The sequence below is a fragment of the Serratia rhizosphaerae genome (assembly GCF_009817885.1).
GTDB lineage: Bacteria > Pseudomonadota > Gammaproteobacteria > Enterobacterales > Enterobacteriaceae > Serratia_B > Serratia_B rhizosphaerae.
Genome location: NZ_CP041764.1, coordinates 737,264 through 760,783 on the forward strand (window position 1 = coordinate 737,264; position 23,520 = coordinate 760,783).

Annotated in this window: 23 protein-coding genes; 13 read left to right on the forward strand and 10 right to left on the reverse strand. The window is 61.8% G+C overall.

The window, feature by feature from the left end; translation table 11 throughout:
• Nucleotides 1-13 precede the first annotated feature (13 nt).
• From FO014_RS03425 to FO014_RS03445, 5 genes are read right to left on the reverse strand one after another with little or no spacing between them, the layout of a single operon-like run.
• The gene (locus tag FO014_RS03425) at nucleotides 14-1,483 is read right to left on the reverse strand and encodes an aldehyde dehydrogenase (RefSeq protein WP_246168073.1); all 1,470 of its coding nucleotides are present in this window, start codon (nucleotides 1,481-1,483) and stop codon (nucleotides 14-16) included.
• Nucleotides 1,484-1,494: 11 nt separating this feature from the next.
• A complete protein-coding gene (locus FO014_RS03430; protein WP_160027808.1) occupies nucleotides 1,495-2,532 on the reverse strand; it encodes an LLM class flavin-dependent oxidoreductase in 1,038 nt (345 codons plus the stop codon).
• A 19-nt stretch (nucleotides 2,533-2,551) separates the two neighbouring features.
• Nucleotides 2,552-3,481, reverse strand: coding sequence for a flavin reductase family protein (locus FO014_RS03435; RefSeq protein WP_160027809.1), 930 nt, complete (start codon nucleotides 3,479-3,481; stop codon nucleotides 2,552-2,554).
• Nucleotides 3,471-4,298, reverse strand: coding sequence for an alpha/beta fold hydrolase (locus FO014_RS03440; RefSeq protein WP_160027810.1), 828 nt, complete (start codon nucleotides 4,296-4,298; stop codon nucleotides 3,471-3,473). Before FO014_RS03440 ends, FO014_RS03435 begins: the two co-directional genes overlap by 11 nt.
• Nucleotides 4,299-4,310: 12 nt before the next feature.
• Entirely contained in the window at nucleotides 4,311-4,871 is a 561-nt protein-coding gene (locus tag FO014_RS03445; protein WP_246168075.1) for an amino acid synthesis family protein, read from the reverse strand.
• A 438-nt stretch (nucleotides 4,872-5,309) separates the two neighbouring features.
• Between FO014_RS03445 and FO014_RS03450 the strand changes: the two genes are divergently transcribed.
• The 6 genes from FO014_RS03450 to FO014_RS03475 all read left to right on the forward strand — a co-directional run bounded on the left by FO014_RS03450 (nucleotide 5,310) and on the right by FO014_RS03475 (nucleotide 9,944).
• On the forward strand, nucleotides 5,310-5,984 hold the full coding sequence (locus tag FO014_RS03450) for a GntR family transcriptional regulator (RefSeq protein WP_201282931.1): 675 nt from the start codon (nucleotides 5,310-5,312) through the stop codon (nucleotides 5,982-5,984).
• A 3-nt stretch (nucleotides 5,985-5,987) separates the two neighbouring features.
• Nucleotides 5,988-6,290 carry a DUF1330 domain-containing protein gene (locus FO014_RS03455; protein ID WP_105230251.1) on the forward strand — a complete coding sequence of 101 codons (303 nt, stop codon included), beginning with the start codon at nucleotides 5,988-5,990 and terminating at the stop codon, nucleotides 6,288-6,290.
• Between the two features lie 301 nt (nucleotides 6,291-6,591).
• On the forward strand, nucleotides 6,592-7,776 hold the full coding sequence (locus tag FO014_RS03460; protein WP_160027812.1) for an MFS transporter: 1,185 nt from the start codon (nucleotides 6,592-6,594) through the stop codon (nucleotides 7,774-7,776).
• Between the two features lie 50 nt (nucleotides 7,777-7,826).
• A complete protein-coding gene (locus FO014_RS03465; protein WP_160027813.1) occupies nucleotides 7,827-8,720 on the forward strand; it encodes a LysR family transcriptional regulator in 894 nt (297 codons plus the stop codon).
• Between the two features lie 289 nt (nucleotides 8,721-9,009).
• Entirely contained in the window at nucleotides 9,010-9,645 is a 636-nt protein-coding gene (locus FO014_RS03470; RefSeq protein ID WP_105230248.1) for a division plane positioning ATPase MipZ, read from the forward strand.
• Entirely contained in the window at nucleotides 9,642-9,944 is a 303-nt protein-coding gene (locus FO014_RS03475) for a hypothetical protein (protein WP_111737529.1), read from the forward strand. Before FO014_RS03470 ends, FO014_RS03475 begins: the two co-directional genes overlap by 4 nt.
• A gap of 240 nt (nucleotides 9,945-10,184) precedes the next feature.
• On the opposite strand, the gene FO014_RS03480 is transcribed toward FO014_RS03475, so the two are convergent.
• The gene (locus tag FO014_RS03480; RefSeq protein ID WP_160027814.1) at nucleotides 10,185-11,069 is read right to left on the reverse strand and encodes a LysR substrate-binding domain-containing protein; all 885 of its coding nucleotides are present in this window, start codon (nucleotides 11,067-11,069) and stop codon (nucleotides 10,185-10,187) included.
• A 100-nt stretch (nucleotides 11,070-11,169) separates the two neighbouring features.
• Here FO014_RS03480 and FO014_RS03485 point away from each other — a divergent pair, with 100 nt between their 5' ends.
• Together FO014_RS03485 and FO014_RS03490 are read left to right on the forward strand one after the other, a co-directional pair.
• Nucleotides 11,170-11,478 carry a carboxymuconolactone decarboxylase family protein gene (locus FO014_RS03485; RefSeq protein ID WP_160027815.1) on the forward strand — a complete coding sequence of 103 codons (309 nt, stop codon included), beginning with the start codon at nucleotides 11,170-11,172 and terminating at the stop codon, nucleotides 11,476-11,478.
• Complete coding sequence (locus FO014_RS03490; protein ID WP_160027816.1) at nucleotides 11,478-11,903, forward strand: tautomerase family protein; 426 nt, start codon at nucleotides 11,478-11,480, stop codon at nucleotides 11,901-11,903. Before FO014_RS03485 ends, FO014_RS03490 begins: the two co-directional genes overlap by 1 nt.
• Before the next feature lie 29 nt (nucleotides 11,904-11,932).
• On the opposite strand, the gene bglX is transcribed toward FO014_RS03490, so the two are convergent.
• Nucleotides 11,933-14,230 (reverse strand): beta-glucosidase BglX, encoded by a 2,298-nt coding sequence (bglX, locus tag FO014_RS03495; protein ID WP_160027817.1) that lies wholly within the window; start codon nucleotides 14,228-14,230, stop codon nucleotides 11,933-11,935.
• A gap of 95 nt (nucleotides 14,231-14,325) precedes the next feature.
• On the reverse strand, nucleotides 14,326-15,246 hold the full coding sequence (locus tag FO014_RS03500; RefSeq protein ID WP_160027819.1) for a LysR substrate-binding domain-containing protein: 921 nt from the start codon (nucleotides 15,244-15,246) through the stop codon (nucleotides 14,326-14,328).
• A 114-nt stretch (nucleotides 15,247-15,360) separates the two neighbouring features.
• Between FO014_RS03500 and FO014_RS03505 the strand changes: the two genes are divergently transcribed.
• Nucleotides 15,361-16,515, forward strand: a complete 1,155-nt coding sequence (locus FO014_RS03505; RefSeq protein ID WP_105230243.1) for a methionine aminotransferase — start codon at nucleotides 15,361-15,363, stop codon at nucleotides 16,513-16,515.
• A gap of 28 nt (nucleotides 16,516-16,543) precedes the next feature.
• A complete protein-coding gene (locus FO014_RS03510) occupies nucleotides 16,544-17,335 on the forward strand; it encodes an ABC transporter substrate-binding protein (protein ID WP_160027821.1) in 792 nt (263 codons plus the stop codon).
• A gap of 43 nt (nucleotides 17,336-17,378) precedes the next feature.
• Here the strand turns inward: FO014_RS03510 and FO014_RS03515 are convergent, their stop codons facing one another.
• Together FO014_RS03515 and ddlA are read right to left on the reverse strand one after the other, a co-directional pair.
• Nucleotides 17,379-19,277 carry a methyl-accepting chemotaxis protein gene (locus tag FO014_RS03515; protein WP_160027823.1) on the reverse strand — a complete coding sequence of 633 codons (1,899 nt, stop codon included), beginning with the start codon at nucleotides 19,275-19,277 and terminating at the stop codon, nucleotides 17,379-17,381.
• Between the two features lie 155 nt (nucleotides 19,278-19,432).
• Complete coding sequence (ddlA, locus tag FO014_RS03520; RefSeq protein WP_160027825.1) at nucleotides 19,433-20,539, reverse strand: D-alanine--D-alanine ligase; 1,107 nt, start codon at nucleotides 20,537-20,539, stop codon at nucleotides 19,433-19,435.
• A 192-nt stretch (nucleotides 20,540-20,731) separates the two neighbouring features.
• On the opposite strand from ddlA, the gene FO014_RS03525 reads away from it, so the two are divergent.
• From FO014_RS03525 to dld, 3 genes are read left to right on the forward strand one after another with little or no spacing between them, the layout of a single operon-like run.
• Complete coding sequence (locus FO014_RS03525) at nucleotides 20,732-20,935, forward strand: ParD-like family protein (protein ID WP_105230239.1); 204 nt, start codon at nucleotides 20,732-20,734, stop codon at nucleotides 20,933-20,935.
• Complete coding sequence (map, locus tag FO014_RS03530) at nucleotides 20,932-21,735, forward strand: type I methionyl aminopeptidase (RefSeq protein ID WP_105230238.1); 804 nt, start codon at nucleotides 20,932-20,934, stop codon at nucleotides 21,733-21,735. The genes FO014_RS03525 and map overlap by 4 nt, the downstream gene beginning before the upstream one ends.
• A 56-nt stretch (nucleotides 21,736-21,791) precedes the next feature.
• A complete protein-coding gene (dld, locus tag FO014_RS03535) occupies nucleotides 21,792-23,510 on the forward strand; it encodes a D-lactate dehydrogenase (RefSeq protein WP_160027827.1) in 1,719 nt (572 codons plus the stop codon).
• Nucleotides 23,511-23,520: the final 10 nt, after the last annotated feature.

The following is a 23,520-nucleotide window of genomic DNA, read 5'->3' on the forward strand; positions in this document are numbered from 1 at the left end:
GGAAGCGGGACGGCTAGCGCATCACGAAGGGATCGTCGATGGGCGCATCGCTGGTGCGTAACCAGACGGTTTTGCTGGTGGTGTACTCCAGCGCCGCCTCCATGCCGCCTTCGCGGCCGAAGCCGGACTGGCCGTAGCCGCCGAACGGCGCCAGCGGTGAAACGGCGCGGTAAGTGTTGAGCCACACCACGCCGGCGCGCAGCTGGCGGGTCACCCGGTGGGCGCGGGTCAGGTTTTGCGTAAACACCCCGGCCGCCAGCCCGTACTCCGTGGCGTTCGCCAAGGCGATCGCCTCGGCTTCGTCGCGGAAGCTCAGCACCGACAGCACCGGGCCGAACAGCTCGCGCGTCACGCTCTCCGCCTGCGGGCAGTCGCTGCAGTCCAGGATGGTCGGCGGGTAGTAAAAACCGGGGCCGTCGATGGGCTGCGAGGCGGTCAGCCGCCGGGCGCCCTGCGCCAGCGAACGTTCGACCACCTGTTCGATCAGCGCCTTTTGCCGCGCGGTGCACAGCGGGCCGAACTGGGTTTCCGGCTGTTGCGGACAGCCGATGACAATAGTGCGCACCTTCGCCAGCAGCCGCTCCAGCAGCGCGTTCTTGACGCTTTCCGCCACCAGCAGGCGCGAGCCGGCAACGCAGCTCTGGCCGGAGGCCGAGAAAATCGCCGCCACCTGCGCGTTGGCGGCGCTGTCCAGATCGGCGTCCTCAAAGACGATAAACGGCGATTTACCGCCCAGCTCCAGCGAGGTGCTGGCCAGGTTCTCGGCGCTGTTGCGCACGATATGGCGCGCCGTTTCCGCGCCGCCGGTAAAGGCGATGCGGTCTACTTTGGGATGGCGCGTCAGCGGCGCCGCGCAGCGTTCGGCAAAACCGGTGATCACATTGCACACGCCGGGCGGGAAACCGGCCCGATCGATCAGGCGGGCGAAGGCCAGCAGCGGCGCCGGGGCGGCCTCGGAGGCTTTCACCACCAGCGTGCAGCCTGCGGCGATCGCCGGACCAATCTTCACCGCCGACAAAAACAGCTGGCTGTTCCACGGGATCACCGCGGCCACCACCCCGACCGGCTCGCGGCGCACCCAGGTTTCCATATCCGGTTTATCGATCGCCAGCACGTGCCCTTCCATCTTGTCGGCCAGCCCGGCGTAATAGCGGTAATACTCCGCCACATAGGCGATCTGCGCGCGGGTTTCGCGGATAATTTTACCGCTGTCCAGCGTCTCCAGCCGCGCCAGCTCCGCCGCGTTGGCCTCCACCAGATCCGCCAATTTCAGCAGCAGTTTGCCGCGCGCGCCGGCGGTCATATTGCGCCATTCGGGGCGGTGAAACGCCTGCCAGGCGGCCTCCACCGCGCGATCCACCTCCGCCTCGTGCGCCTCGGCCACGCTGGCCCAGGGTTCGCTGGTCGCCGGGTTCAGCGAGTCAAAGCGCGCCGCGCCCGGCTCGAACTGCCCGTTAATATAGAGATCAAACGACTCCATCATTTCCTCCCGCCTCAGTGAAACTCAGGCATTACATGGCGGATAAAGCGCTCCAGCGAGGTTTTTTTCCGCGCGAAGGACATTCCGCTGTCGATCCACAGGGCAAATTCCGCATAGCCCATCTGCTCATATTTCTTCAGTCGCGCCACCACCTCATCGGCGGTGCCGATCGCCAGGTTATTGCGCATCATATCTGCGTTGTAATAGCTATTGGCCGCCATCTCCTCGTCGCTCAGCGGCTTGATCAACCCCTGGCTGACCGGGCGCTCATTCTTGAACCAGGCGCCGAAATAATGGTAGAAGCGGTTAAGTTCCTGCGCCGCCTGCTGGGCGTCCGCCTCGTCCTCGGCCACATAGCCGTGTTGCAGCAGCATGATTTTCAGCGGCTGCTGCGGCGCATATTCGCGGCAGGCGTCCTTAAAGCAGGTTACCAGCCGGACGATCTCCTCTTCCCCCTGATGCAGCGGCGTCACCTGCACGTTACAGCCGTTTTTCACCGCAAATTCATGGCTGTTCGGGTCGCGCGCCGCCACCCAGATCGGCGGATGCGGCTGCTGTTTCGGCTGCGGCGCCGAAGTGGTCGACGGGAAAGACCAGTACTCGCCCTGATGGGCGTAATCCCCCTGCCACAGTTTCTTCACCGCCGGGATCAGCTCGCGCATCCGCTGCCCGGCCTCCCAGGCGGTCAGCCCCGGCATCAGGCGCTCGTATTCATAGCTGTAGGCGCCGCGGGCGATCCCCAGCTCCAGCCGCCCGTCGGTGATCAGATCGGTCATCGCCGCTTCGCCGGCCAGCCGCACCGGGTGATGGAACGGCGCAATCACCGTGCCGGTGCCCAGACGCGCCTGCCGGGTGCGGTGGGCAATATCCACCAGATTGATAAACGGATTGGGGGCAATGGTAAAATTCATGCCGTGGTGCTCCCCGGTCCAGATGGTGTGTACGCCGCCGCGATCGGCGATTTCGCACAGCTCCATCATCTGTTCGTAGAGCTGCTCCTGCGGCTCATCGGGGGTGGTTCGTTCCATATGGATAAATAAAGACAGTTTCATCGTTCGCTCCCGCCCAGCCTCAGCTGGCAAATCGTTTGATCGCACCGCTGTGCTCATCGCCGTAGTAAATGCTGTAATTGCCCACCGAGTTTTCACGCACGAAGCGGTTAAGCATCGACTTCAGCGCCGCATCATCAATCGGCAGCGTCGCCGTCTGAGCGAGCGGCAGCCAGCAGGCCTGTTCGCCCTGCGGCACGCTGTCGCCGGCGTCGCTGGGCAGCGCGCACAGGAAGACAATATGCTGGCGGTTCGACTGGCGGTCGTCATAAATGGAGTAAACAAAGCCCGGGCTGGCGGGCAGCGCCAGCTCCTGCAGCAGCGCCGTCAGGCTGTCGCCGACGCTGCGCCCGGCCACCGACCGTGACGGCAGGCGGAAGCGCCCGTCCTGCTGTTTGACCATCACCACGCTGCCGTCAAATTCAATCAGCGCGCTGACCACCACTTCCGGCCCGCTGACCAACGATTCGGCGTTCTGCGCCGGCGTGAAGTAGGCGCCGCGGTAGTAGCCCAATCCGGCGGTGCCACTGGAGTCAAAGGCGCTGATTTTGCCGATCAGAATCACGTGGTCACCGGCGTCCACCACCTGAAAACGTTCGCATTCGAACCAGGCCGAGCTGCCGTCCAGCAGCGGCACGCCGGCGGCGCTGCGCCGCCATGCCACCTGAGCAAAACGGTCGTCCACCTTCTGGGCGAAAATATTCGACGTCTCTTTCTGCTGCTCGGCCAGAATATTGACGGCAAAGTGCGCACCGTCGGTAAAGTTCGCCAGATTGGCCGAGCGCTTGTCGATATTGACCAGCAGCAGCGCCGGATCCAGCGATACCGAGGTAAAGGAGTTGGCGGTAAAACCAATCGGCTTCCCGTCGGCATCCAGCCCGGTGACCACCGTCACCCCGGTCATAAAGGCGCCGAAGGCGTCACGTAGTTGTCTGCGTTGTTCAATGTCCATCGTTCACTCCTGCCGTAGCGTGCCGGTGCGTCGGGGTTAAAAAGGCCAGCAGCTCCTCGTTGACCCGCGCCGCATCCGTCAGATTCACCATATGTTTCGCGTTGTTGACGATCACCGCCTGCCCCTGCGGGGCCGCGAGCGCCATCTGGCGCGCCATCGCCGGGCTGGAGTTGGCGTCCAGCTCGCCGGTCAGCACCAGCACCGGGCAACGTATTTCGCCCCAGCGGCCGGCGTAGACCGCATCGCCGGCGGCAAACGCCTGATACGCCTTGGCGTAGCCGTCGCGACTGACCTGATTAAGCCAGCCGCTGACCCGCCGCCGCAGCGCCGCCTGTTCCTGCGTATCGCTGAACCAGCGGGCCAGCGGCGAGTCCAGCTGCGCATCGCCGCGCGCCAGTTCGCCGGCACGCTGCAGCACCGCAGCGCGCGCCTGTTCGCTGCGCTGATAAACGCCGCTCATCACCACCGCGTGGCTGACCAGCTCCGGATGGTCAATCGCCAGCCCGGCGGCAATCAGCGCCCCCATCGAGTGACCGGCCACCGCAAAGCGCTGCTGCGGACGAGTGCGCAGAAACGCCGCCATCCACGCCACGTAATCCTGCAGCGTCGGCGCATGGGTAAAGCCGTCGCTTCCGCCATGCCCCGGCATATCCACGGCGATGACGTGAAACTGCGCCTGCAGGGCGCTGAACTGCGGTTCCCAGGCGTCGGCGTTCATGCCCACGCCGTGAATCAGCAGCAGCGGCTCGCCCTGGCCTGCTTCCAGGTAGCTCGCCTGCAGGTTGAATTCAGACAGCCGCTGGGTTTTGCGCATCATGGCCAAGCTCTTTCAGATCCTGATAACGGTTACCGATACGGTGATGCGGTCTCCCCCCAGTGCCGCGCCCAGCACCACGACGATTTCATCGCCGGCCGGCGCATCGGCGATGGCGAACTGATAGGTCAGGTAGTGTTCGCGGCTGCCTTCGTCATTCTTCTGCATCATCGGAATCAGGATCGGCGCGTTGGCCGGCCCGCGGGTGTTATTGAACGCCAGGTAGCTTTTAGCCTGCACAGCATGGCGATAGTGGTTGCCGAAATGCAGCGTGTGGATCAGCGCCGAGGCGTGCTCCAGCTCGCCGTCCATTCCGACCACCGCACATTTGCCGAAGGCCTCCACCCGCTCGCCGCCGCCGGCCTCTTTCACAATCAGCCCGGTCAGCAGCTCGCCGAGCACCGGCGCCAGTTCACGGATTTTCGGGCCGAGGTCTTCCACATAGCCCTGACCGGCCCAGGGGTTCTTAATCACCGCGGCGGCGGCAATCATCACCAGGGGTTTGGCCGCCGCTTTGCCGCCGTCGATATACAGCGTTTCGGTAGACACCAGCGTTTTACGAATCATCGGATGCATAGGGTTCCTCAAAAAGTAAATCAAATGTTAATGAGTGAGCGATTTGGGGTATAGCATCGGAAAATACGCCATGTCAAAGTTTGGTATACCATAATATCAACCGACAAAAATAAGCGAGGATGTGCAAAAAAACAGTGCGTATTCAACGGTATAAATCCGGAGAAAAATGACGGCGTCTCTGCCCGGCCCGATCGGCTGCGCACCGTGAACTGCGGGCGACATGGCGGTCAAAAACCGCGCTGCGCCGCCTTTTTCGCCGGATAGGCTATAGTGGTGAGGAGATTTTTTTACCGATGTGATGAATTTGTGATCTACGCCTGATTTCCTTTTTCACCGACATGGCGTTTGGTATACCATCTGAACAACATTGCATTGTTCAGGGAAAAGGTGCTAAGAGTAATAGCCAAGGAAGTGATACCGATGAGAGAGACCGACAGGATGACGCACACCCCACTGAAGATTGAAAACGCGCCGCTGACGCTGCGTGAACTGGCGCTGAATAACGTCCGCCGCGCGATTATTTCCGGCTACTTCGCCGCCGGCGACCGGCTGGTGGAACGAACGCTCAGCGAGGAGCTGGGCGTAAGCCGCAGCGTGGTGCGCGAGGTGATCCGTTATCTGGAAGCGGAAGGACTGATTGAGATTCTGCCCAAAAAAGGGCCGATTGTGGCGATCCTCACCTGGGAGGTCGCCGAACAGATTTACAATATCCGCCTGCTGCTGGAGCAGGAAGCCGCGCACGACTGCGCGCTGCACGCCAAAAGCAAGGATAAGAAACTGCTGCACGAGAAGCTGCTGCACATCGACCGCGCCTCCCGTGAGCAGGATGACATCAGGCGCGTCGACGCCTCGCAGGAGTTTTATAAAACCATCTTCGACGTCGCCGGGCACGCCATCGCCTGGGAGATCGTGCAGCGTCTCAACAGCCGCATCAGCCGGCTGCGGGCGCTGACGCTGAAAACCCATGAGCGGCAGGTGGCGGGTTATGAACGCATGACGCGCATCTTCAATGCGATTGAGAAAAACGACCCGGCGCAGGCGAAGCAGGAAGTGTTTGAGCACCTGACCGAAGCCTCCGCGCTGGCCAGGCTGATACTGCAACCACAGGAGTAACCGATGCCCGCTTACTGGATTGCCCACGTCACGGTGACAGATCCGCAACGTTATCAGGCATATATGGCCGCCGCCCCCGAGGCGTTCCGTCAGTACAACGCACGTTTTCTGGCGCGCGGCGAACAGGCCGAATCGCTGGAGGGCGCGCCCTTTACCAAGCACGTGCTGATTGAGTTTGACGACTACCAGAGCGCGCTGGCCTGCTACCGCTCCGAGGCCTATCAGCGGGCGAAGCAGGCGCGTACGGGCTGCGCCGAGGTGATGATTACGATTGTGGATGGGCTGAACATCACGCAGCAGGCCTAGCGTCGCTCCACATAACCGGCGGGAGGATACGCTCCGTCCGCGACCTTCCCCGACGCGTCAAAGGTCAGTTGCCGGATCGGCCCTTGGCGCGAGCGTTATCAATCAAGGAAATATCAATATCCAAAAATCACAAATAAGAAAATAAATATCGGCATTTCATCGGGTTAAATTATCCACCACGATAAACAGTGTAACCACGGCGAAGATATTTATCCGCCGCGGCGCACTGCGTAAATTGCGATCTCAGTCACTTCAAGATGCCATCACCCGTTGGCATGCACCCGCTGAGATAATCGCTACTATGCTGAATAATAAAGATAAGCCTGCAAACTCGCCCTGGGCCGCCGTTTTCTCCCTGACGGTGGCCTGTTTTGTGATGGTCACCACCGAGTTTTTACCCATCGGCCTGCTGACCAATATCGCCCCGTCGCTGGACGTCAGCACCGGCACCGCCGGGCTGATGGTCACCATGCCCGGCATCGTGGCCGCCGTCGCCGCACCGCTGCTGAGTCTGGCCTCCGGACGCCTCGATCGTCGCCTGCTGATGCTCGGGCTGTCATTGTTGCTGATTGTGTCCAATCTGGTTTCCGCGCTGGCGGTCAACTTCCCGATGATGCTGCTCGGCCGGGTGCTGCTCGGCGTCTGCGTCGGCGGTTTCTGGTCGTTCGCCGCCAACTACGGCCGCCATCTGGTGCCGGAGAGCAGCCAGGGGCGCGCCACCGCGCTGATCCTCAGCGGTATTTCGGTCGGCGCGGTATGCGGCGTGCCCGCCGGCGCGCTGATCGGCGATACCTTCGGCTGGCGCAGCGCCTTCTTCGGCAGCGCGGCGCTGGCGCTGCTGGTTTTGGCGGCGCAGCTGCGTCTGCTGACCCCGGTGCCGCCGTCGCGCGCGGTCACCGTGCGCGATCTGCTGCTGCCGCTGCGCCTGCCGCTGGCGCGGATCGGGCTGCTCGCCATCGTGCTGCTGTTTATCGGCCACTTTGCCGCCTACACCTACCTGCGTCCGCTGCTGCAGCAGGTGTTTGTCCTCAGTCCGTCGGCCATTTCCCTGCAGCTGCTGGCCTACGGCGCCATCGGCCTGCTGGGCACCTTCGCCGGCGAACGCCTGGCGGAGCACAGCCTGCGCGCCACCTGTATTTTGATCGCCGTGATGCTGGCGGGGATTTTGATCGTCTCGCCGCTGTTGAGCGGCGTGGCCGGCGCCACGCTGATGGTGCTGATCTGGGGGCTGGCCTTCGGCGCCGTGCCGGTGTGCACAGCCAACTGGATGTTCGCCGCGGTGCCGCAGGCGCCGGAAGCCGGGCAGGCGCTGCTGGTGTGCGTGATCCAGATTGCGCTGGCCTCCGGCGCGCTGCTCGGCGGCGAAGTGGTGGACTGGCAAGGGGTCAGCAGCGCCATGCTGTTCGGCGGCGCATTGATCCTGTCGGCAGCGCTGGTGTTCGGTTTATCCTTGCGTTCCGACCGGGTTGGCGCTAAACAGTGTTAACCCGCATTACGGGCGCGCCGCGTCGCGCCCTGACATAACTCAGGAGCAGCATGGATCATCACTTACTGGCGATTCGCGTCTTTATCCGCGTCGTTGAAACCGGCGGCTTTACCCGCGCCGCCGATGCGCTGCGTATGCCGAAAGCCACCGTCAGCAAGCTGATCCGCAACCTGGAAAATCACCTGCAGACCAAGCTGCTGCAGCGCACTACCCGCAGCGTGGCGGTCACGCCGGAAGGCGAATGCTATTACCGCCGCACGCTGAAATGGCTGGCGGAGCTGGAGCAGATGGAAGGTTGCATGACCGAATCGCAAAGCTCGCCGCAGGGGGTGCTGCGCATCGACGTCGGCGGCAGTACCGCGCGTCAGCTGCTGCTGCCGGCGCTGCCGGACTTCTTCGCCCGCTATCCGCAGATTCAGATCGACCTTGGCGTCAGCGACCGGCAAATCAGTCTGATTAATGACAACGCCGACTGCGTGATCCGCAGCGGGCCGCTGGCGGACTCCAGTCTGATCGCCCGCCGGCTGTTCAACCTGAGCTGGGTGACCTGTGCCACGCCGGGCTATCTGGCGCGCTACGGTACGCCGCGCCATCCCGCCGAGCTGGAGCAGGGCTTTCCGCTGGCGCACTACCGGCACGCGGCAAACGATCGCATCCAGCCGCTGCGTTTTGTCGAAGAGGGCCGACAGTTTGAGATCCAGCACCGTTATCAAATCAGCGTCAACGAAGGCGGCACGCTGCTGGCCGCGGCATTGTCCGGGCTGGGCATTGTGCAGACGCTGAGCTTTATGGCGCAGCCGCATCTGGCGCGCGGCGATCTGGTCAGCATTCTCGACGACTGGCAGCCGCCGGCGGAACCCACCTACGTGGTCTACCCGTCCAATCGTCACCTGAGCAGCAAGCTGCGGGTATTTATCGAATGGGCGATAGAACACTTTGCCTGAGCGGCGCCGTGCGTCCCACCAAGTCAATAACCCATTAACTTAATAAGTTATTAAATAATTAAGTTAATTACACATACAGTGATTCCCCGCACGAACCAGAACTTTCCCAATTGCTCAGCTAATAAGTTAGCAGCAGAATAAGCTCTTAAGTTAACCGGATAGCGGCTTGGCAACCTGTGCAAGTTAAGGCATATTGGTGGCTATTCGTTCTGACTAACCCGTTAGATTATCAACCTGTCAAGCTAATAACTTAATAAGTTAACAGCTTAATAACTTGAGAGATGGCAGCATGATTGTTTTGATTGGTTCGCAAAAAGGCGGCGTAGGAAAATCCACCAAGGCGGTAAACATCGCCGGATATTTGATACTCAAGGAAGGCAAGACGGCAATTATCGTCGACGCCGATGACCAAAAATCGATCATGACCTGGTACAACGATCGCCAGAACGTTGAGGGCCTGCCGCATATTCCGGTGGTCGCCGCCTCCGGCAAAATCAAAGAGACCCTGCTGGAGCTGGACCGCCACTATGACTATGTGATTGTCGACACCGCCGGCCGCGACAGCGCCGAGCTGCGCTCTGGCCTGCTGGCCGCCGATCTGTTCCTCTCGCCGCTGCGCCCTTCGCAGATGGATCTCGACACCATCGGCTACCTGTCGGAAATGTTCTCCACCGCGCAGGAGTATAATGAGAAGGTCAAAGGCTATATTGTGCTCAATATGTGTCCGACCAATATCTTCATTAACGAGGCCAACGAAGCGGCGGAAGTGCTGAGCGAATACCCGGAATTCAAGCTGGTGGGCAACCGCCTGTGCGACCGCAAGATTTACCGCGATGCCTGGGGCGAAGCAAAAACCATTCATGAAGCGCACAACGAAAAAGCGCAGCACGAAATCGCCAGCCTGGTGAAAGAGGTGATTTTATGAAAAAACGTACGCCGAGCCAGCGCATGACGGAAGATGAGTTTATCAACAGCGCCACCTCGCATACGCTGCAGGTGCCGGCGCCGGCCGCCGAGGCCAAACCGCAGGGGCGTAAGCGCACCTATAAGGCGCTGTCCGTCAGCCTGACCGACAGCCACGTCGAAGCCATTGACGCGATGATCGTGCTGGCGGCGCGCAACGGCATCGTGCGCGTCACCCGTTCCGATATCATCAAGCTGGCCATCGACGGCCTGACGGAAAAAAGCGAGAACCACCTGCTGGAATTGCTGAAGAAATCCTGACGCCGTCTGCCACGCCGACAAAGCCTGATAAACTGCCAACTTAATAAGTTATTAATGAGTTAAGTTGGCAATTAAACCAACGCCATAACGTGCACTGACTCGGCGTCACCGGCGAAAAGAAATAAAAATGGCCGGATAAACAGTCTGTTAAGAATGAAATCCGTCAGCATCACCCTGCTGCAGCGAGAGCTGTATCGTCTCCCCCACCCTTGCCAAGCGTGCCGGTCGTCCCCTGCAGGTTCAGCGGATTTCCGACAGCGCTTCCTCCATCAGGCGCGCCAATAATATTCTTGCCGCACTCCCCTCGCCGTCTGCCGGCGTCTGGCCCAGCACAATGCCCAAATTACCCGGCGACGGTAACTGACCGCCGGCAATGCGCAGGTTATCCGGCATTCCGATGCGCGTACGTACGGTGATGCCAAGCCCTGCCTGCACCGCCGCCCAGATACCGCTCAGGCTACGGCTGACAAACATCACGCGCCACGGGATCCCGGCCCGGTCCAGACAGGCGGTAGCGCGGGCGCGCATCAGACAAGGGCTTTCAAACATCACCAGCGGCAGCGGCTCGCCCTGCGCCAATAAATCGGCAATATTCAGCTCCTGATGGTAAATCCACTCCAGCTGACAGCGGCCAAGCAGGCGACCATCCTGCAGGTGCGTATCCGGCTGCCACATCAACGCCATATCCAGCGTTTTTTCCGCCAGCTCGGTCAGCAACGCGTGATTACGGTCTACCCGTGCGCTGATGCGCAGCCCCGGATGATGGCGTTTAAACTGCCCGAGAACCCCCGGCATCAGCGATTCGCCAAAATCCTCCTGCATGCCGATACGAACCTCCCCCTGCAACAGCTCGCCTTGCAGCGCGCGCTGCGCCTCATCATTCAGCGCCAGCATCCGTCGGGCATAGCCCAACATGATTTCGCCGTGCCGGGTCAGCGCCAGATGGCGGCCATTTTTCACCACCAAGGCGACGCCGCACTGCATCTCCAGTTTTTTCAGCTGGGCGCTGACGGCGGAAGTGGAACGGCAGAGGCGGCTTGCCGCCAACGCAAAGCTGCCGGACTCAATACCGATGACAAAACTACGCAGCGCGTCAAGATCGAATGCCTGGGTACGTTTTTCCATAACTATCCTGAAATTCGGGATGATTGATTTCATATAATTTGATTTTCGGGATAAAACTATGGCGTCAGAATGCGCTTACTGTCAATTCGGAGAGTACGCCATGACGATATCCCCCGATCGTGAAACCCTTGCCCGACTCGCCCCCAAACTGGCCGAACTGAGCAAGGACGTGTTGTTTGATGATATATGGCGGCGCGAGACACTCTCGCCGCGCGAACGCAGCCTGATCACGCTGGCCGCGTTGACGGCGCTGGGACGCGTGCAACAGCTGCCGTGGCATATCGCCTTCGGCCGGCAAAATGGCCTGACGCAGCCGGAAATCGTCGAGGTGTTCACCCATCTGGCGTTTTACGCCGGCTGGCCCGCCGCGGTATCCGCATTCGGCTGCCTGGATGAGGAGGAGATCTGATGCCTTTTACCCGTATCACACTCCGCCAGGGCTACAGCGATGCGCAGCTGGCGCGGCTTTCCGACATTGTGCACCGCTGCCTGACCGAGGAGTTCACCGTGCCGCCGGACGACCACTTCCAGGTCATTGAGACGCTGCCCGCCAACCAGCGCGTTTTCGCCCGCCATTACCTGAGCGGCGCACGCAGCAACGATTTTATGCTGTTTCAGATCGTTGCCGGCAGGCCCCGTACCCGCATGCAGAAACAGAATTTTTACCGGGTGCTGAGCGAGCGGTTACAACAGGAGCTGGCCATCAATCCGGACGATGTGATGGTGATTATTCAAAACAACCAGTCGGATGACTGGAGTTTCAGCAACGGGGAGATATATGACCCGCAGGCGCAACGGAGAACATGCCCCGGCGCAGCGGACCAGGAGGAATAACGCCGGGCCGTTACGGCCCGGCGCGGCGTTTACTTCAGCGTAAAGCTCTGCTGCAGCGTCTGAGCGGAATCCAGGCCGACAAACACATTAAATTTGCCCGGCTCCGCGCCCCACTTCAGGCTGGCGTTGTAGAACTTCAGATCGTTTTCATCGATCGGCATCTCTACCGTAGTCGACTGGCCGGCCTTCAGCGTCACTTTCTTAAAATTGCGCAGCTCTTTCACCGGCCGGCTGACCGAGGCGGTTTGGTCCTGAAGATACAGCTGCACCACGGTGGCACCGTCGTAGTTGCCGCTGTTCTTCAGCGTCACGCTGGCGGTGATTTTGCCGTTGCGCGCCATGGTCGGGCTGGACAGGGTGAAGTCCGACAGCGTGAAGCGGCTGTAGCTCAGGCCGTAGCCAAACGGATACAGCGGGCCGTTCGGCGAGTCAAAGTAGCGCGAGGTGTACTTGCCCGGATTATCCTTGTTAAACGGCCGCCCGGTGTTCAGATGGTTGTAGTACATCGGGATCTGGCCCACGGAGCGCGGGAAAGTCATCGGCAGCTTGCCGGACGGGTTGTAATCGCCGAACAGCACGTCCGCCACCGCGTTGCCGCCTTCGGTGCCGCTGAACCAGGTTTCCAGCATCGCATCCGCCTGCCGGCTCTCCCACTCCAGCGCCAGCGGCCGGCCGTTCATCAGCACCAGCACCAGCGGCTTGCCGGTGGCCTTCAGCGCTTTGATCAGGTCGCGCTGGCTCTGCGGAATGGTGATATCGGCGCGGCTCGACGCCTCGTGCGCCATGCCCTGCGACTCGCCGACCACCGCCACCACTACGTCAGCCTGCTTGGCGGCGTTCACCGCTTCGTCAATCATCTGCTGCGGCGGCCGCGGGTCGAACACCACCGCCGGCTCGTACAGGTTCAGATAATCAATGATGCTTTTATCCTGCGTGATGTTGGCCCCTTTGGCGTAAATGATTTTCGCCTGGTCGCCGACCGCGTTTTTCATCCCCTGCAGCAGAGTCACCGACTGTTTGCTGACGCCGGCGGCCGACCAGCTGCCCATCATATCGCGCTGGCTGTCGGCCATTGGCCCCACCAGCGCAATGGTGCCCTGCTTGCGCAGCGGCAGGGTCTGGTGGTCATTCTTCAGCAGCACCTGAGTACGGCGCGCCACGTCGCGCGCCTCGGCGCGGTGCAGGCGGCTTTCGGCATTGGTGTCCTGCGGGTCGGAGCCGGCCGGGCCAAGGTGTACGTACGGATCCTTGAACAGCCCCATCTCATATTTGGTGTTCAGCACGTCACGGCAGGCGCGGTCGATGTCGCTCTCCGGCACCCGCCCCTCTTTCACCAGCCCCGGCAAGTACTTGTCGTAATACTCGTCGCTCATGCTCATATCGACGCCGGAGGTGATCGCCAGCCGCACCGCATCACGCGGGTCCTGCGCCACGCCGTGCTTGATCAGCTCTTTAATCGCCCCGTGGTCGCTGATGGTGATGCCGTCAAAGCCCCACTGGTTGCGCAGCAGATCCTTCAGCAGCCAGGGGTTGGCGGTGGCGGGAATGCCGTTAATCGAATTCAGCGACACCATCACCCCGCCGCTGCCGGCGTCTACCGCCGCCTTGTACGGCGGCAGGTAATCCTGCTGCATGCGCAGCGGGCTCATATCCACGGTGTTGTAGTCGCGTCCGCCTTCGGTCGCGCCATACAGCGCAAAATGCTTCACGCTGGCCATCACCGAGCCGGGCTTGGCCGGATCGCCGTTCTGGTAGGCGTCCACCATCACTTTGGCGATTTTCGACACCAGCCAGGTGTCCTCACCGAAGCCTTCCGACACCCGGCCCCAGCGCGGGTCGCGGGTAATGTCGACCATCGGCGAGAAAGTCATATTCAGGCCGTCGTCACTGGCCTCCTGGGCGGAGACCCGCCCGCTGAGCGCGATGGCGTCCAGATCGAAACTGGCGGCCAGCCCCAGGCTGATGGGGAACACCGTACGCTGGCCGTGCACCACGTCATAGGCGAAAAACAGCGGGATTTTCAGACGGCTGAGCTGCATCGCCTGATCCTGCATCACGCGGATATCCGGCCGGGTGACGGTGTTGAAAATCGCGCCGATCTGCCCCTTGCGGATGCCTTCGCGGATCGCCTCTTTCGGATTATCCGGCCCGACGCTGATTAAACGCAGCTGGCCGATTTTCTCTTCCAGCGTCATCTGCTTCATCAGCTTGCTGACGAACGCATCGCGCTGCTGAACATTGATTCCTTGCGTTGCGCCGCTCTCCTGCGCAAAGACCGGACTGACCGCCAGACCGGATACCAACCCCACTGTACAAAGCCATTTCATATTGTTATCTCAGGCAGGTTCCCGCCGCGGGCGGGAAAGTAAACAGGTAATCAGGGAGTGTGCCACACTCTTTTTCCGCGTTGAAACCGTTATGGTTACAAGCTGTTAGCCGTCGTCGCCAGATAACGCGTCAGCCGGGCGCGGCTGTGCGCCGCCTCCTGTATCAGAAAATCCGTCAGCAGGGCCAGTCCGTCCGGCGACGGCGTACGTTCAGGATAGACCAAATAGTAGCCGGCGCCGCTGGCGACGCTCAGCGCAAACGGCGTCACGATGCGCCGCGCCTGAATATCCTCCTCCAGCAGGCACAGATCGCCAATTGCGATGCCCAATCCCTGCAGCGCTGCGCTCATTGCCAGATCCAGGGTGTCGAAATGCTGCGATTTACGCGAGGGCAGCGCCGCGCCGCCGGCCGCCTTCAGCCAGCGCAGCCAGTCGCGCCGGTCGCGCGTCGGGTGCAGCAGGGTTTTCTCCGCCAACTCCGCCAGCTGCGGCGCGGCGGACAGGTAGCCCGGCGTGCAAACCGGCGTCAACACCTCGTCAAACAGCGGGTGCGCCGTCAGCCGCTTGCCCGGCGGCGCGCCAAAGGTCACCGCCGCGTCAAACTGCTCGCCGGCAAAATCCAGCCGGTGCGACACCGAAGCGGTCAGTTCGATATGCAGGTCTGGCCGTTCGTTCTGCAAATGAATAATTCTGGGCAACAGCCAGCGCATGGCGCAGGTCGGGCACTTGATGCGCAGGGTGCCGGGCTGGGCGCCGACGCGGGCGACGGCGTCTGCCAACTGCCCCAGCGCCTGCCGCACCGGCCCCAGCAGCTGCGCGCCCTGCGGCGTCAGCGCCAGCCCGCGCGCATGGCGGCTGAACAGCGGATAGCCAAGCTGCTGCTCCAGGCCGAGGATCTGCCGGCTCACCGCCCCCTGCGTCAGATGCAGCGCCTGCGCGGCATGGGTAAAATTCAGCCGTTGCGCCACCGCAACAAAGGTTTTCAACACGTCGAGCGAAGGTAACGTCGTGGGCATCGGGGCCTCTCCAGCCATGATCGGAAGGCATGGCTAGCATGACAAAGTTTCTCTTGTCGCGCCATAACGGCTGATGCTTAATCACTCAACCCACTTGCTTGATCCGGAGCCGCCATGCAGAGCGCCTGTTCACCCCGTTCCAAACTGCCGGACGTCGGCACCACCATTTTTACCGTGATCGGCCAGTTGAGCGCCGAACATCAGGCGCTGAATCTGGCGCAGGGCGCGCCGAATTTCGGCTGCGCGCCGCAGCTGATTAACGACGCCGAGCAAGCCATGCGCGCCGGTCATAACCAGTATGCGCCGATGAGCGGCGTGGCCGCCCTGCGCCACGCGCTGGCGGAAAAAACGCAGCGTCTGTACGGCGCGCGCTACGACGCCGACGCGGAAATCACGGTGCTGGCCAGCGCCAGCGAAGGCCTGTACGCCGCCATCAGCGCGCTGGTGCAACGCGGCGACGAGGTGATCTATTTCGAACCGGCGTTCGACAGCTATGCCCCCATTGTGCGGCTGCAGGGCGCGCGGCCGGTGCCCGTCCGGCTGTCGCTGCAGGATCTGCGTATTGACTGGGATGAGGTCGCCGCCGCCATCAACGGCAACACGCGGATGATCATTATCAACAGCCCGCATAACCCGACCGGCGCACTGCTCGACGAGCAGGACATCGCGCGCCTGAGCGCGCTGACGCGCGATACCGATATCGTGATTCTATCGGACGAGGTGTATGAGCACGTAGTGTTCGACGGCGCGCAGCATCACAGTATGGCGCGCCATCCGCAGCTGGCGGAACGCAGCGTGATCGTCTCGTCGTTCGGCAAGACCTATCACGTTACCGGCTGGCGCATCGGCTACTGCCTGGCGCCGGCGGCGCTGACGGCGGAGATCCGCAAGGTGCATCAGTTCCTGGTGTTCTCCGCCGACACGCCGATGCAGTACGCCTTTGCCGCAGCGCTGGCCGACGCGCAGAGCTATCTCGGGCTGGCCGCCTTCTATCAGCAAAAGCGCGATCTGCTGGCCGCGGCGCTGCAAGGCTCACGCTTTGAGCTGCTGCCGAGCGCCGGCAGCTTCTTTATGCTGGCGCGTTTTAGCGCCTTCAGCCAGGAGAGCGACAACGATTTCGCCGTACGGCTGATCCGCGAGGCGAAAGTCGCCGCCATCCCGCTGTCGGCATTTTACAGCGACGGCGCCGACACCGGCATTATTCGCCTGAGCTTCGCCAAAGATGACCAGACGCTGCGCGAAGGTGCGCGCCGTCTGCACACCGTATAACCGACCGCACGCCACTGAGGAAACCGCGATGAACACCACACTGAAAACACTGCTGGCCGCCGGTTGTCTGCTTGCCGCCGGCGCAACGCAGGCTGCCGACCTGCGCTTCGGCGTTGAGGCGCTGTACCCGCCGTTTGAGTCCAAATCCGCCAGCGGCGAGCTGGAGGGGTTTGATATCGATTTGGGCAACGCGGTCTGCGCCGCCGCCAAGCTGAGCTGCAGCTGGGTGGAAACCTCGTTCGACAGCCTGATTCCGGCGCTGCAGGCGCGCAAGTTTGATGCGATTAACTCGGCGATGAACGTCACCGAACAGCGTAAGCGGGCCGTCGCCTTCACCCGGGCGATTTATCAGGTGCCCAACCGGCTGATCGCCAAAGCCGACAGCGGGCTGACGCCCGACGCCAAAGCGCTGGCCGGCAAGCGCGTCGGCGTGCTGCAGGGGTCGATTCAGGAAAACTACGCCAAGGCGCACTGGGCGCCGCAGGGCGTCGAGGTGGTCTCCTATCAGGATCAGAATCAGGTATACCTCGACCTGAGCGCCGGACGGCTCGACGCCACGCTGATTATGGCGCCCGCCGGCCAGAGCGGTTTTCTCTCCCGCCCGGACGGCAAAGGCTTTGCCTTCGTCGGCGACACGGTGCAGGACGCGAAGATTTTCGGCTCCGGCATCGCCTTCGGGCTGCGCAAGCAGGATAGCGCGCTGAAACAGCGGCTGGACGCGGCCATTGAGCAGGTGCAGCAGCAGGGCACGGTCGACAAACTGGCGAAAAAGTATTTCGGCGATATTGACGTGTCCGTGCAGCCGCAGACGGCGAAATAATGCTGGCGTAGCCACGGCGCCAGCGGCGATGGCCCGTCCGGTGTTATTTCCCCACCGAATGCACCAGCGCGGCCATCGTTTCCGCCTGCTCGTCCAGCACCTGGCTGGCGGCGGCCACCTCAGACACCAGCGCGGCGTTTTGCTGAGTCACCTGTTCGAGCTGATTCAGCGCCTGTTGAATTTGCGACACGCCGAGCGTTTGTTCCTGCGCGGCGTGGGCGATATCGCTGACGTATTGCCGCATCTGCCCGGTGTTGCCCACCGCCGCCTGCAGCGCGCTGTTTGAGTCGGCCACCCGCGCCACCCCTTCGCCGATTTGCTCCATATTCTGGCCGACCAGCGCGCGGATGCGGTTGGCTTCCTGCGTGCAGCGCTGCGATAAATTGCGCACCTCGGCGGCAACCACGGCGAAGCCCCGTCCCGACTCGCCGGCGCGGGCGGCCTCTACCGCCGCATTCAGCGCCAGCAGGTTGGTCTGAAACGAAATATCGTCAATCGAACTGACGATATGCGCGATCTGTTCGCTGGAAGCGCGGATCGCCACCATGCTCTGGCTGGCGTCATCGGCGATGCGGCTGGCCTCCTGCACCTCCTGCGTCATGGCGCCAATCAACCGCTCCGCTTCGCCGGCATTGCTGGCGGTGTGGGCAATGGCGGTGGCGATCTGCTCCATGCTCGCCGCCGTCTCCACGATCGACGCCGCCTGCTCGTCGGTGCGCTGCGCCAGATTTTGGTTGCCGACGGCGATATCGCCGCTGGTGGTGCGTAACTCCCCGGCGCCGACGTTGATCTGCTGAATAATCCGCTGAATATTGCCGATCGCCTGATTATAGGCCGCGTTAAGCCGCGACAGCTCATCGCTGCCCGGCACCGCCAGACGCAGGGTAAAGTCGCTTTCCATCCGCTGGATGGTGCCCAGCGTCCCCTCCAGATGACGGTGGAGGCGTCTGGCGACCGCGACGGCGATCGACAAGGCGGCGGCCAGCGCCAGCGTCCCGATCAGCAAAAAGCGCTGCCAGTCGCCGCGCGCCTGCGCCGACAGCTGGGATACCGTGTTCTGCAGCGCGCTGACGGCGCCGTTTTCCAACTGGTGCAGCGCATCAATCCGCGCAGTCTGCGCGCTGAACCACTGCGTCGGATCGATGCCGAATCCGCCGCGCTCGGCACGGGCAAACGCGGTATCACGCAATCTCAAGGCGGCCTGGGCCGCAGAAGCCTGTTGTGATTTTTCCAGCGCAGCCGCCAGCGCCGGGCTGCTGAGGCGCTGGGCGGCCGTCAGCCAGGCCGCCTGCTGCGCCACCACCGCGCTCAGCGCGCGATACTGGCCGTTGCCGAAGCGATCGGCGGCAAAGACGCCGGCCAGCAGCGCCCGCTCCTGGCCGGCCTGTTCTTTCAGGTTCAGCAGGCTGTAGTAAGCCGCCAGCTCGCTGACCAGCTTGCCGGACGATGACAGCTGGCTCAACCCGCCGACAAAGCGCAGCTGATCGCTGATGGCGACGGTATACACCGCAACGGCGTCGGCGGCGTTGATATTCAGCCCGCTGACCCGGGAGCGAACGGCATCGAGCGCTTGCATCCGATCGTTAAACGCCGCCAGCATCCGGGCATTATCGCCCGCGCTCTGCCGATCGCCGACCAGCGCGCGGCGGAAAACCGCCACCGCGCTGTCGGTCTGTTTACGCTGGGCCGCCAGCTCGGCGGTGAAGTTTTTCCCAGCTGACGCCAGCACTCCGACGCTCATGCCCCGCTCTTTCTGCAGTTCATCAATCACGCCGCCGACGCTGCCGGCCAGCGCGATCAGTTGCCCCAGGTTGTCCATCTGCCGCTGCATCTCCATGCGCGTGACCATGCCCGAGCCAACAAACCAGCACAGCGCCAGCAGCATCGGCAGCAACGCCACAAAGAGCTTCATCTTCATTGAAATGTGATTCATCCACGACATGGATGCTGACTCCTTTACCCGGTTAACGTCATATGGAAGGGTTATCGGTGGGTAAACGGAGTTATTGACTGCAGAGTGAGGGAATCTTGTTCAAGATCAAAAATAGCGGCGAGAAATGACCGGACGCCGCAGGCGACGCCCGGATAGCAAGCTGTTTAGTCGCGCTCGAACACCGAGCTGTGCAGCGCGCGATCCTGCTGATGGCGAGCCAGCGCCAGTTCGATCAAGGTGGTGATCAGTTGGCTGTAGCTCATGCCGCTGGCCGCCCACAGTTTCGGATACATGCTGATATTGGTGAAGCCGGGCAGCGTGTTGATCTCATTGACCACCACCCGCTCATCGGCGGTCAGGAACACGTCGACCCGCGCCATGCCCAGACAGTCCAGCGCGCGGAACGCCCGCAGCGCCACCTCACGGATTTTGTCGCTGGCCTGCTCGGAGATTGCCGCCGGCACCACCACCTGCGCGCCCTGTTCGTTGATGTATTTGGTATCGTAAGAGTAGAACTCGTCGCTCAGCACGATTTCACCGCACAGGCTGGCCTGCGGCTGGTCGTTGCCCAGCACCGCGCACTCAATCTCGCGGCCGACGATCGCCGACTCCACCAGCACCTTATGGTCGAAGCTGAACGCCAGCGCCACCGCCTGTTCATAGCCTGCGCGGTCGCTGACCCGGCTGACGCCGACGGAGGAGCCCTGGTTGGCCGGCTTGATAAACAGCGGCGACCCCAGCTGTTCGCTCAGTTGTTCAAAGCTGTACTGCGCACGGTTGCTGCGCGTCAGGGTAACGAACGGCGCCACCTCCAACCCGGCGTCGCGCAACAGGCGTTTGGTGACGTCCTTATCCATGCTGACCGCCGAGCCCAGCACGCCGGCGCCGACAAACGGGATATTCGCCATCCGCAGCAGCCCCTGCAGCGAACCGTCCTCCCCCAGCGTGCCGTGCACGATCGGGAACACCACGTCGAGCTGGCCGATAACGTTGGCGCTGTCAGCCTCAATCAGTTGACTGCTCTCCTGCCCCGGCACCAGCGCCACGTTTTTGTTGGAGTGGTTCAGGGCGATCAGCGCCGGGTTTTCCGCATGCAGCAGGTAGTTGGAGGCATCATTAATATGCCACTGCCCCTGCTTGTCGATGCCCAGCAGCGTGACGTCAAACTTCTCTTTGTCGATGGCATCGACAATGTTTTTTGCCGACTGCAGCGAAACCTCATGCTCCGCCGATTTACCACCAAAAATTACGCCAACACGTCGTTTAGTCACGCCTGAAATCCTTCTGAAAAAGTGATGCAAACAAGTCAATTATTACAATAAACGCATTGTTCAGCCGCGGCAATCGCCCTTTAACAGAAAATTCTGAGCATTAACGTCCGCCGGCCTCTGCCACAGATCGCCAAACGCAATGTATATAAAGCATATACACTTCATATCGTTTTTAACCTAAGGAGCAGCACGATGGGCATTGTGAAAATCTCCGACGTCTTGCACGACGATCTGCGGCTCGCCAGCCTGACCATGACGCGTTCCATTAACGCGCAGGCCGAGTACTGGATCAAAATCGGCATGCTGGCGGAGTTCCACCCGGAACTGACCTACCCGCAGCTGGTAAAAAAAATGATGAAAGAGAATGCGTTAACGCTGAAGGAGATGGTTGAGTGAAACAGATTGTGATCAAAACGCCGGATGAAATCGCCAAAATGCGCCACGCCGGCTCGCTGCTGGCAAAAGTGTTCGCGATGCTCGACGGCGTGATCCGCGAGGGGATCTCCACCATGGAGATCAATGACCGCGCCGAGGCTTTTATCGTCGACGAACTGCAATCACGCCCGGCCAGCAAAGGACAGTATGACTTTCCCTACGTGCTGAACACCTCGATTGACGACGTGATCTGCCACGGCGTGCCCTCCGCCAGCAAAATCCTGCGCAGCGGCATGATCGTCAACGTCGATATTACGCTGGAAAACGGCGGCTATATCGCCGACTCCAGCAAGATGTACTGCATCGGCCAGACCACACCGGTGGCCAAACGGCTGGTGAATAACGTCTATGAATCCATGTGGGCCGGCATCCGCACGGTGAAGCCGGGCGCGACGCTGGGGGATATCGGCCACGCCATCCAGCAGCATGCCGAAAAAGCCGGCTACAGCGTGGTGCGCGAATACTGCGGCCACGGCATCGGTCGCGATATGCATGAAGAGCCGGCGGTGCTGCACTTCGGCCAGCCGGGCAGCGGCATGACGCTGCAGGAAGGCATGGTGTTTACCATCGAGCCGATGATCAACCAGGGCGACCGGCGCATCAAGCAGAAAAAAGACGGCTGGACGGTGGTCACCCGCGATAAAAAGCTGTCCGCCCAGTGGGAGCATACCGTGGCGGTGACCGGCGACGGGGTGGAAATTCTGACGCTGCGCGACGAAGAGCGCGAAAACGGTTATCTCGAGTGCTATAAAGGAAGGTGATTTTTCACCGTTTGCCGTCCCGGCGGCGGCAACCTTAATCTGACAGGGAGATCGGCATGACGCACAGCGCCCGCAGTGACCAGCAGGCATTTATCAGTCAGTTGAAACAGATCGTCGGCGGCCCGCAGCTGCTGACCGATGCGCGCAGCACCGAGCGCTACCGCAAGGGTTTCCGCTCCGGCGAGGGCCAGGCGCTGGCGGTGGTGTTCCCGACCCGTCTGCTGCAGCTGTGGCAGGTGCTGCAGGCGTGCGTCGATGCCGATAAGGTGGTGATTATGCAGGCCGCCAACACCGGCCTGACCGAAGGCTCCACCCCCAGCGGCAACGACTACGGGCGCGATGTGGTGATTATCAGCACGCTGCGCCTTGACCATATTCAGGTGCTCGCTCAGGGCAAGCAGGTGGTGGCCTTCCCCGGCAGCACCCTGAACCATCTGGAAAAGTGCCTGAAGCCTTACGACCGCGAACCGCATTCGGTGATCGGCTCCTCCTGTATCGGCGCGTCGGTGATCGGCGGCGTGTGCAACAACTCCGGCGGCTCGCTGGTCAAGCGCGGCCCGGCCTATACCGAACTGGCGCTGTACGCCCAACTGGACGCCGACGGTCAGCTGCGGCTGGTCAACCATCTCGGCATTCAGCTGGGCGACACGCCGGAAGAGATCCTCACCCGGTTGCAACAAGGCGACTACCGGCCGGAAGACGTTGAGTACGGCGAGCTGCGCGCCTCCGACAATGAGTACGCCGTGCGGGTGCGCGACGTCGATGCCGACACTCCTTCCCGCTTCAACGCCGACAAGCGCCGGCTGTATGAGGCCTCCGGCTGTGCCGGCAAGCTGGCGGTGTTCGCCGTGCGCCTCGATACCTTTGAAAAAGAGAGCCGCGAACAGGTGTTTTATATCGGCACCAACAACACCGCGGTGCTGACCGAGCTGCGCCGCCATATGCTGAGCCAGTTTGAGAATCTGCCGGTGGCCGGCGAGTATATGCACCGCGATATCTTCGACATTGCCGAGGTGTACGGCAAAGACACCTTCCTGATGATCGACAAACTCGGCACCGATCAGATGCCGCGTTTCTTCACCCTGAAGGGCAAGATGGACGCCACCTTCAACAAGCTGCCGCTGCTGCCGCACAACCTGACCGACCGGGTGATGCAGGGGCTGAGCCATCTGGCCCCCAGCCATCTGCCCAAGCGCATCAAGGAATACCGCGAACGTTTTGAGCACCACCTGCTGCTGAAGATGGCCGGCGACGGCACCGATGAGGCCCATGCCTACCTGAAGCAATACTTTACCGAGGCGGAAGGCGACTTCTTTGTCTGCAGCGCAGAGGAAGGGAAAAAAGCCTTCCTGCACCGCTTTGCCGCCGCCGGCGCCGCCGTGCGCTACCACGCGGTGCACGCCGACAAGGTGGAGGACATTCTGGCGCTGGACATCGCCCTGCGCCGTAACGACACCGACTGGTTTGAAACCCTACCGCCGGAGATCGACAGCCAGCTGGTGCATAAACTCTACTACGGCCATTTTATGTGCCACGTGTTCCATCAGGACTACGTGGTGAAAAAAGGCGTCGACTGCCACCGGCTGAAACAACAGATGCTGGCGCTGCTGGACCAGCGCGGCGCGGAATATCCCGCCGAACACAACGTCGGCCACCTGTATCAGGCGAAGCCCGATCTGCAGGCGTTTTACCGCCAGGCCGACCCGACCAACAGCTTTAACCCCGGCCTCGGCAAGACCAGCAAGCTGAAAAACTGGGGCGACGATCGTCGTTAGTCGTAGGCCG

What these genes read in the sequence shown, in the direction of transcription:
- FO014_RS03425 (WP_246168073.1), bottom strand. Translation starts at nt 1,483, where the DNA reads ATGATGGAGTCGTTTGATCTCTATATTAACGGGCAGTTCGAGCCGGGC.
- FO014_RS03430 (WP_160027808.1), bottom strand. Translation starts at nt 2,532, where the DNA reads ATGAAACTGTCTTTATTTATCCATATGGAACGAACCACCCCCGATGAG.
- FO014_RS03435 (WP_160027809.1), bottom strand. Translation starts at nt 3,481, where the DNA reads ATGGACATTGAACAACGCAGACAACTACGTGACGCCTTCGGCGCCTTT.
- FO014_RS03440 (WP_160027810.1), bottom strand. Translation starts at nt 4,298, where the DNA reads ATGATGCGCAAAACCCAGCGGCTGTCTGAATTCAACCTGCAGGCGAGC.
- FO014_RS03445 (WP_246168075.1), bottom strand. Translation starts at nt 4,871, where the DNA reads ATGCATCCGATGATTCGTAAAACGCTGGTGTCTACCGAAACGCTGTAT.
- FO014_RS03450 (WP_201282931.1), top strand. Translation starts at nt 5,310, where the DNA reads ATGACGCACACCCCACTGAAGATTGAAAACGCGCCGCTGACGCTGCGT.
- FO014_RS03455 (WP_105230251.1), top strand. Translation starts at nt 5,988, where the DNA reads ATGCCCGCTTACTGGATTGCCCACGTCACGGTGACAGATCCGCAACGT.
- FO014_RS03460 (WP_160027812.1), top strand. Translation starts at nt 6,592, where the DNA reads ATGCTGAATAATAAAGATAAGCCTGCAAACTCGCCCTGGGCCGCCGTT.
- FO014_RS03465 (WP_160027813.1), top strand. Translation starts at nt 7,827, where the DNA reads ATGGATCATCACTTACTGGCGATTCGCGTCTTTATCCGCGTCGTTGAA.
- FO014_RS03470 (WP_105230248.1), top strand. Translation starts at nt 9,010, where the DNA reads ATGATTGTTTTGATTGGTTCGCAAAAAGGCGGCGTAGGAAAATCCACC.
- FO014_RS03475 (WP_111737529.1), top strand. Translation starts at nt 9,642, where the DNA reads ATGAAAAAACGTACGCCGAGCCAGCGCATGACGGAAGATGAGTTTATC.
- FO014_RS03480 (WP_160027814.1), bottom strand. Translation starts at nt 11,069, where the DNA reads ATGGAAAAACGTACCCAGGCATTCGATCTTGACGCGCTGCGTAGTTTT.
- FO014_RS03485 (WP_160027815.1), top strand. Translation starts at nt 11,170, where the DNA reads ATGACGATATCCCCCGATCGTGAAACCCTTGCCCGACTCGCCCCCAAA.
- FO014_RS03490 (WP_160027816.1), top strand. Translation starts at nt 11,478, where the DNA reads ATGCCTTTTACCCGTATCACACTCCGCCAGGGCTACAGCGATGCGCAG.
- bglX (WP_160027817.1), bottom strand. Translation starts at nt 14,230, where the DNA reads ATGAAATGGCTTTGTACAGTGGGGTTGGTATCCGGTCTGGCGGTCAGT.
- FO014_RS03500 (WP_160027819.1), bottom strand. Translation starts at nt 15,246, where the DNA reads ATGCCCACGACGTTACCTTCGCTCGACGTGTTGAAAACCTTTGTTGCG.
- FO014_RS03505 (WP_105230243.1), top strand. Translation starts at nt 15,361, where the DNA reads ATGCAGAGCGCCTGTTCACCCCGTTCCAAACTGCCGGACGTCGGCACC.
- FO014_RS03510 (WP_160027821.1), top strand. Translation starts at nt 16,544, where the DNA reads ATGAACACCACACTGAAAACACTGCTGGCCGCCGGTTGTCTGCTTGCC.
- FO014_RS03515 (WP_160027823.1), bottom strand. Translation starts at nt 19,277, where the DNA reads ATGTCGTGGATGAATCACATTTCAATGAAGATGAAGCTCTTTGTGGCG.
- FO014_RS03525 (WP_105230239.1), top strand. Translation starts at nt 20,732, where the DNA reads ATGGGCATTGTGAAAATCTCCGACGTCTTGCACGACGATCTGCGGCTC.
- dld (WP_160027827.1), top strand. Translation starts at nt 21,792, where the DNA reads ATGACGCACAGCGCCCGCAGTGACCAGCAGGCATTTATCAGTCAGTTG.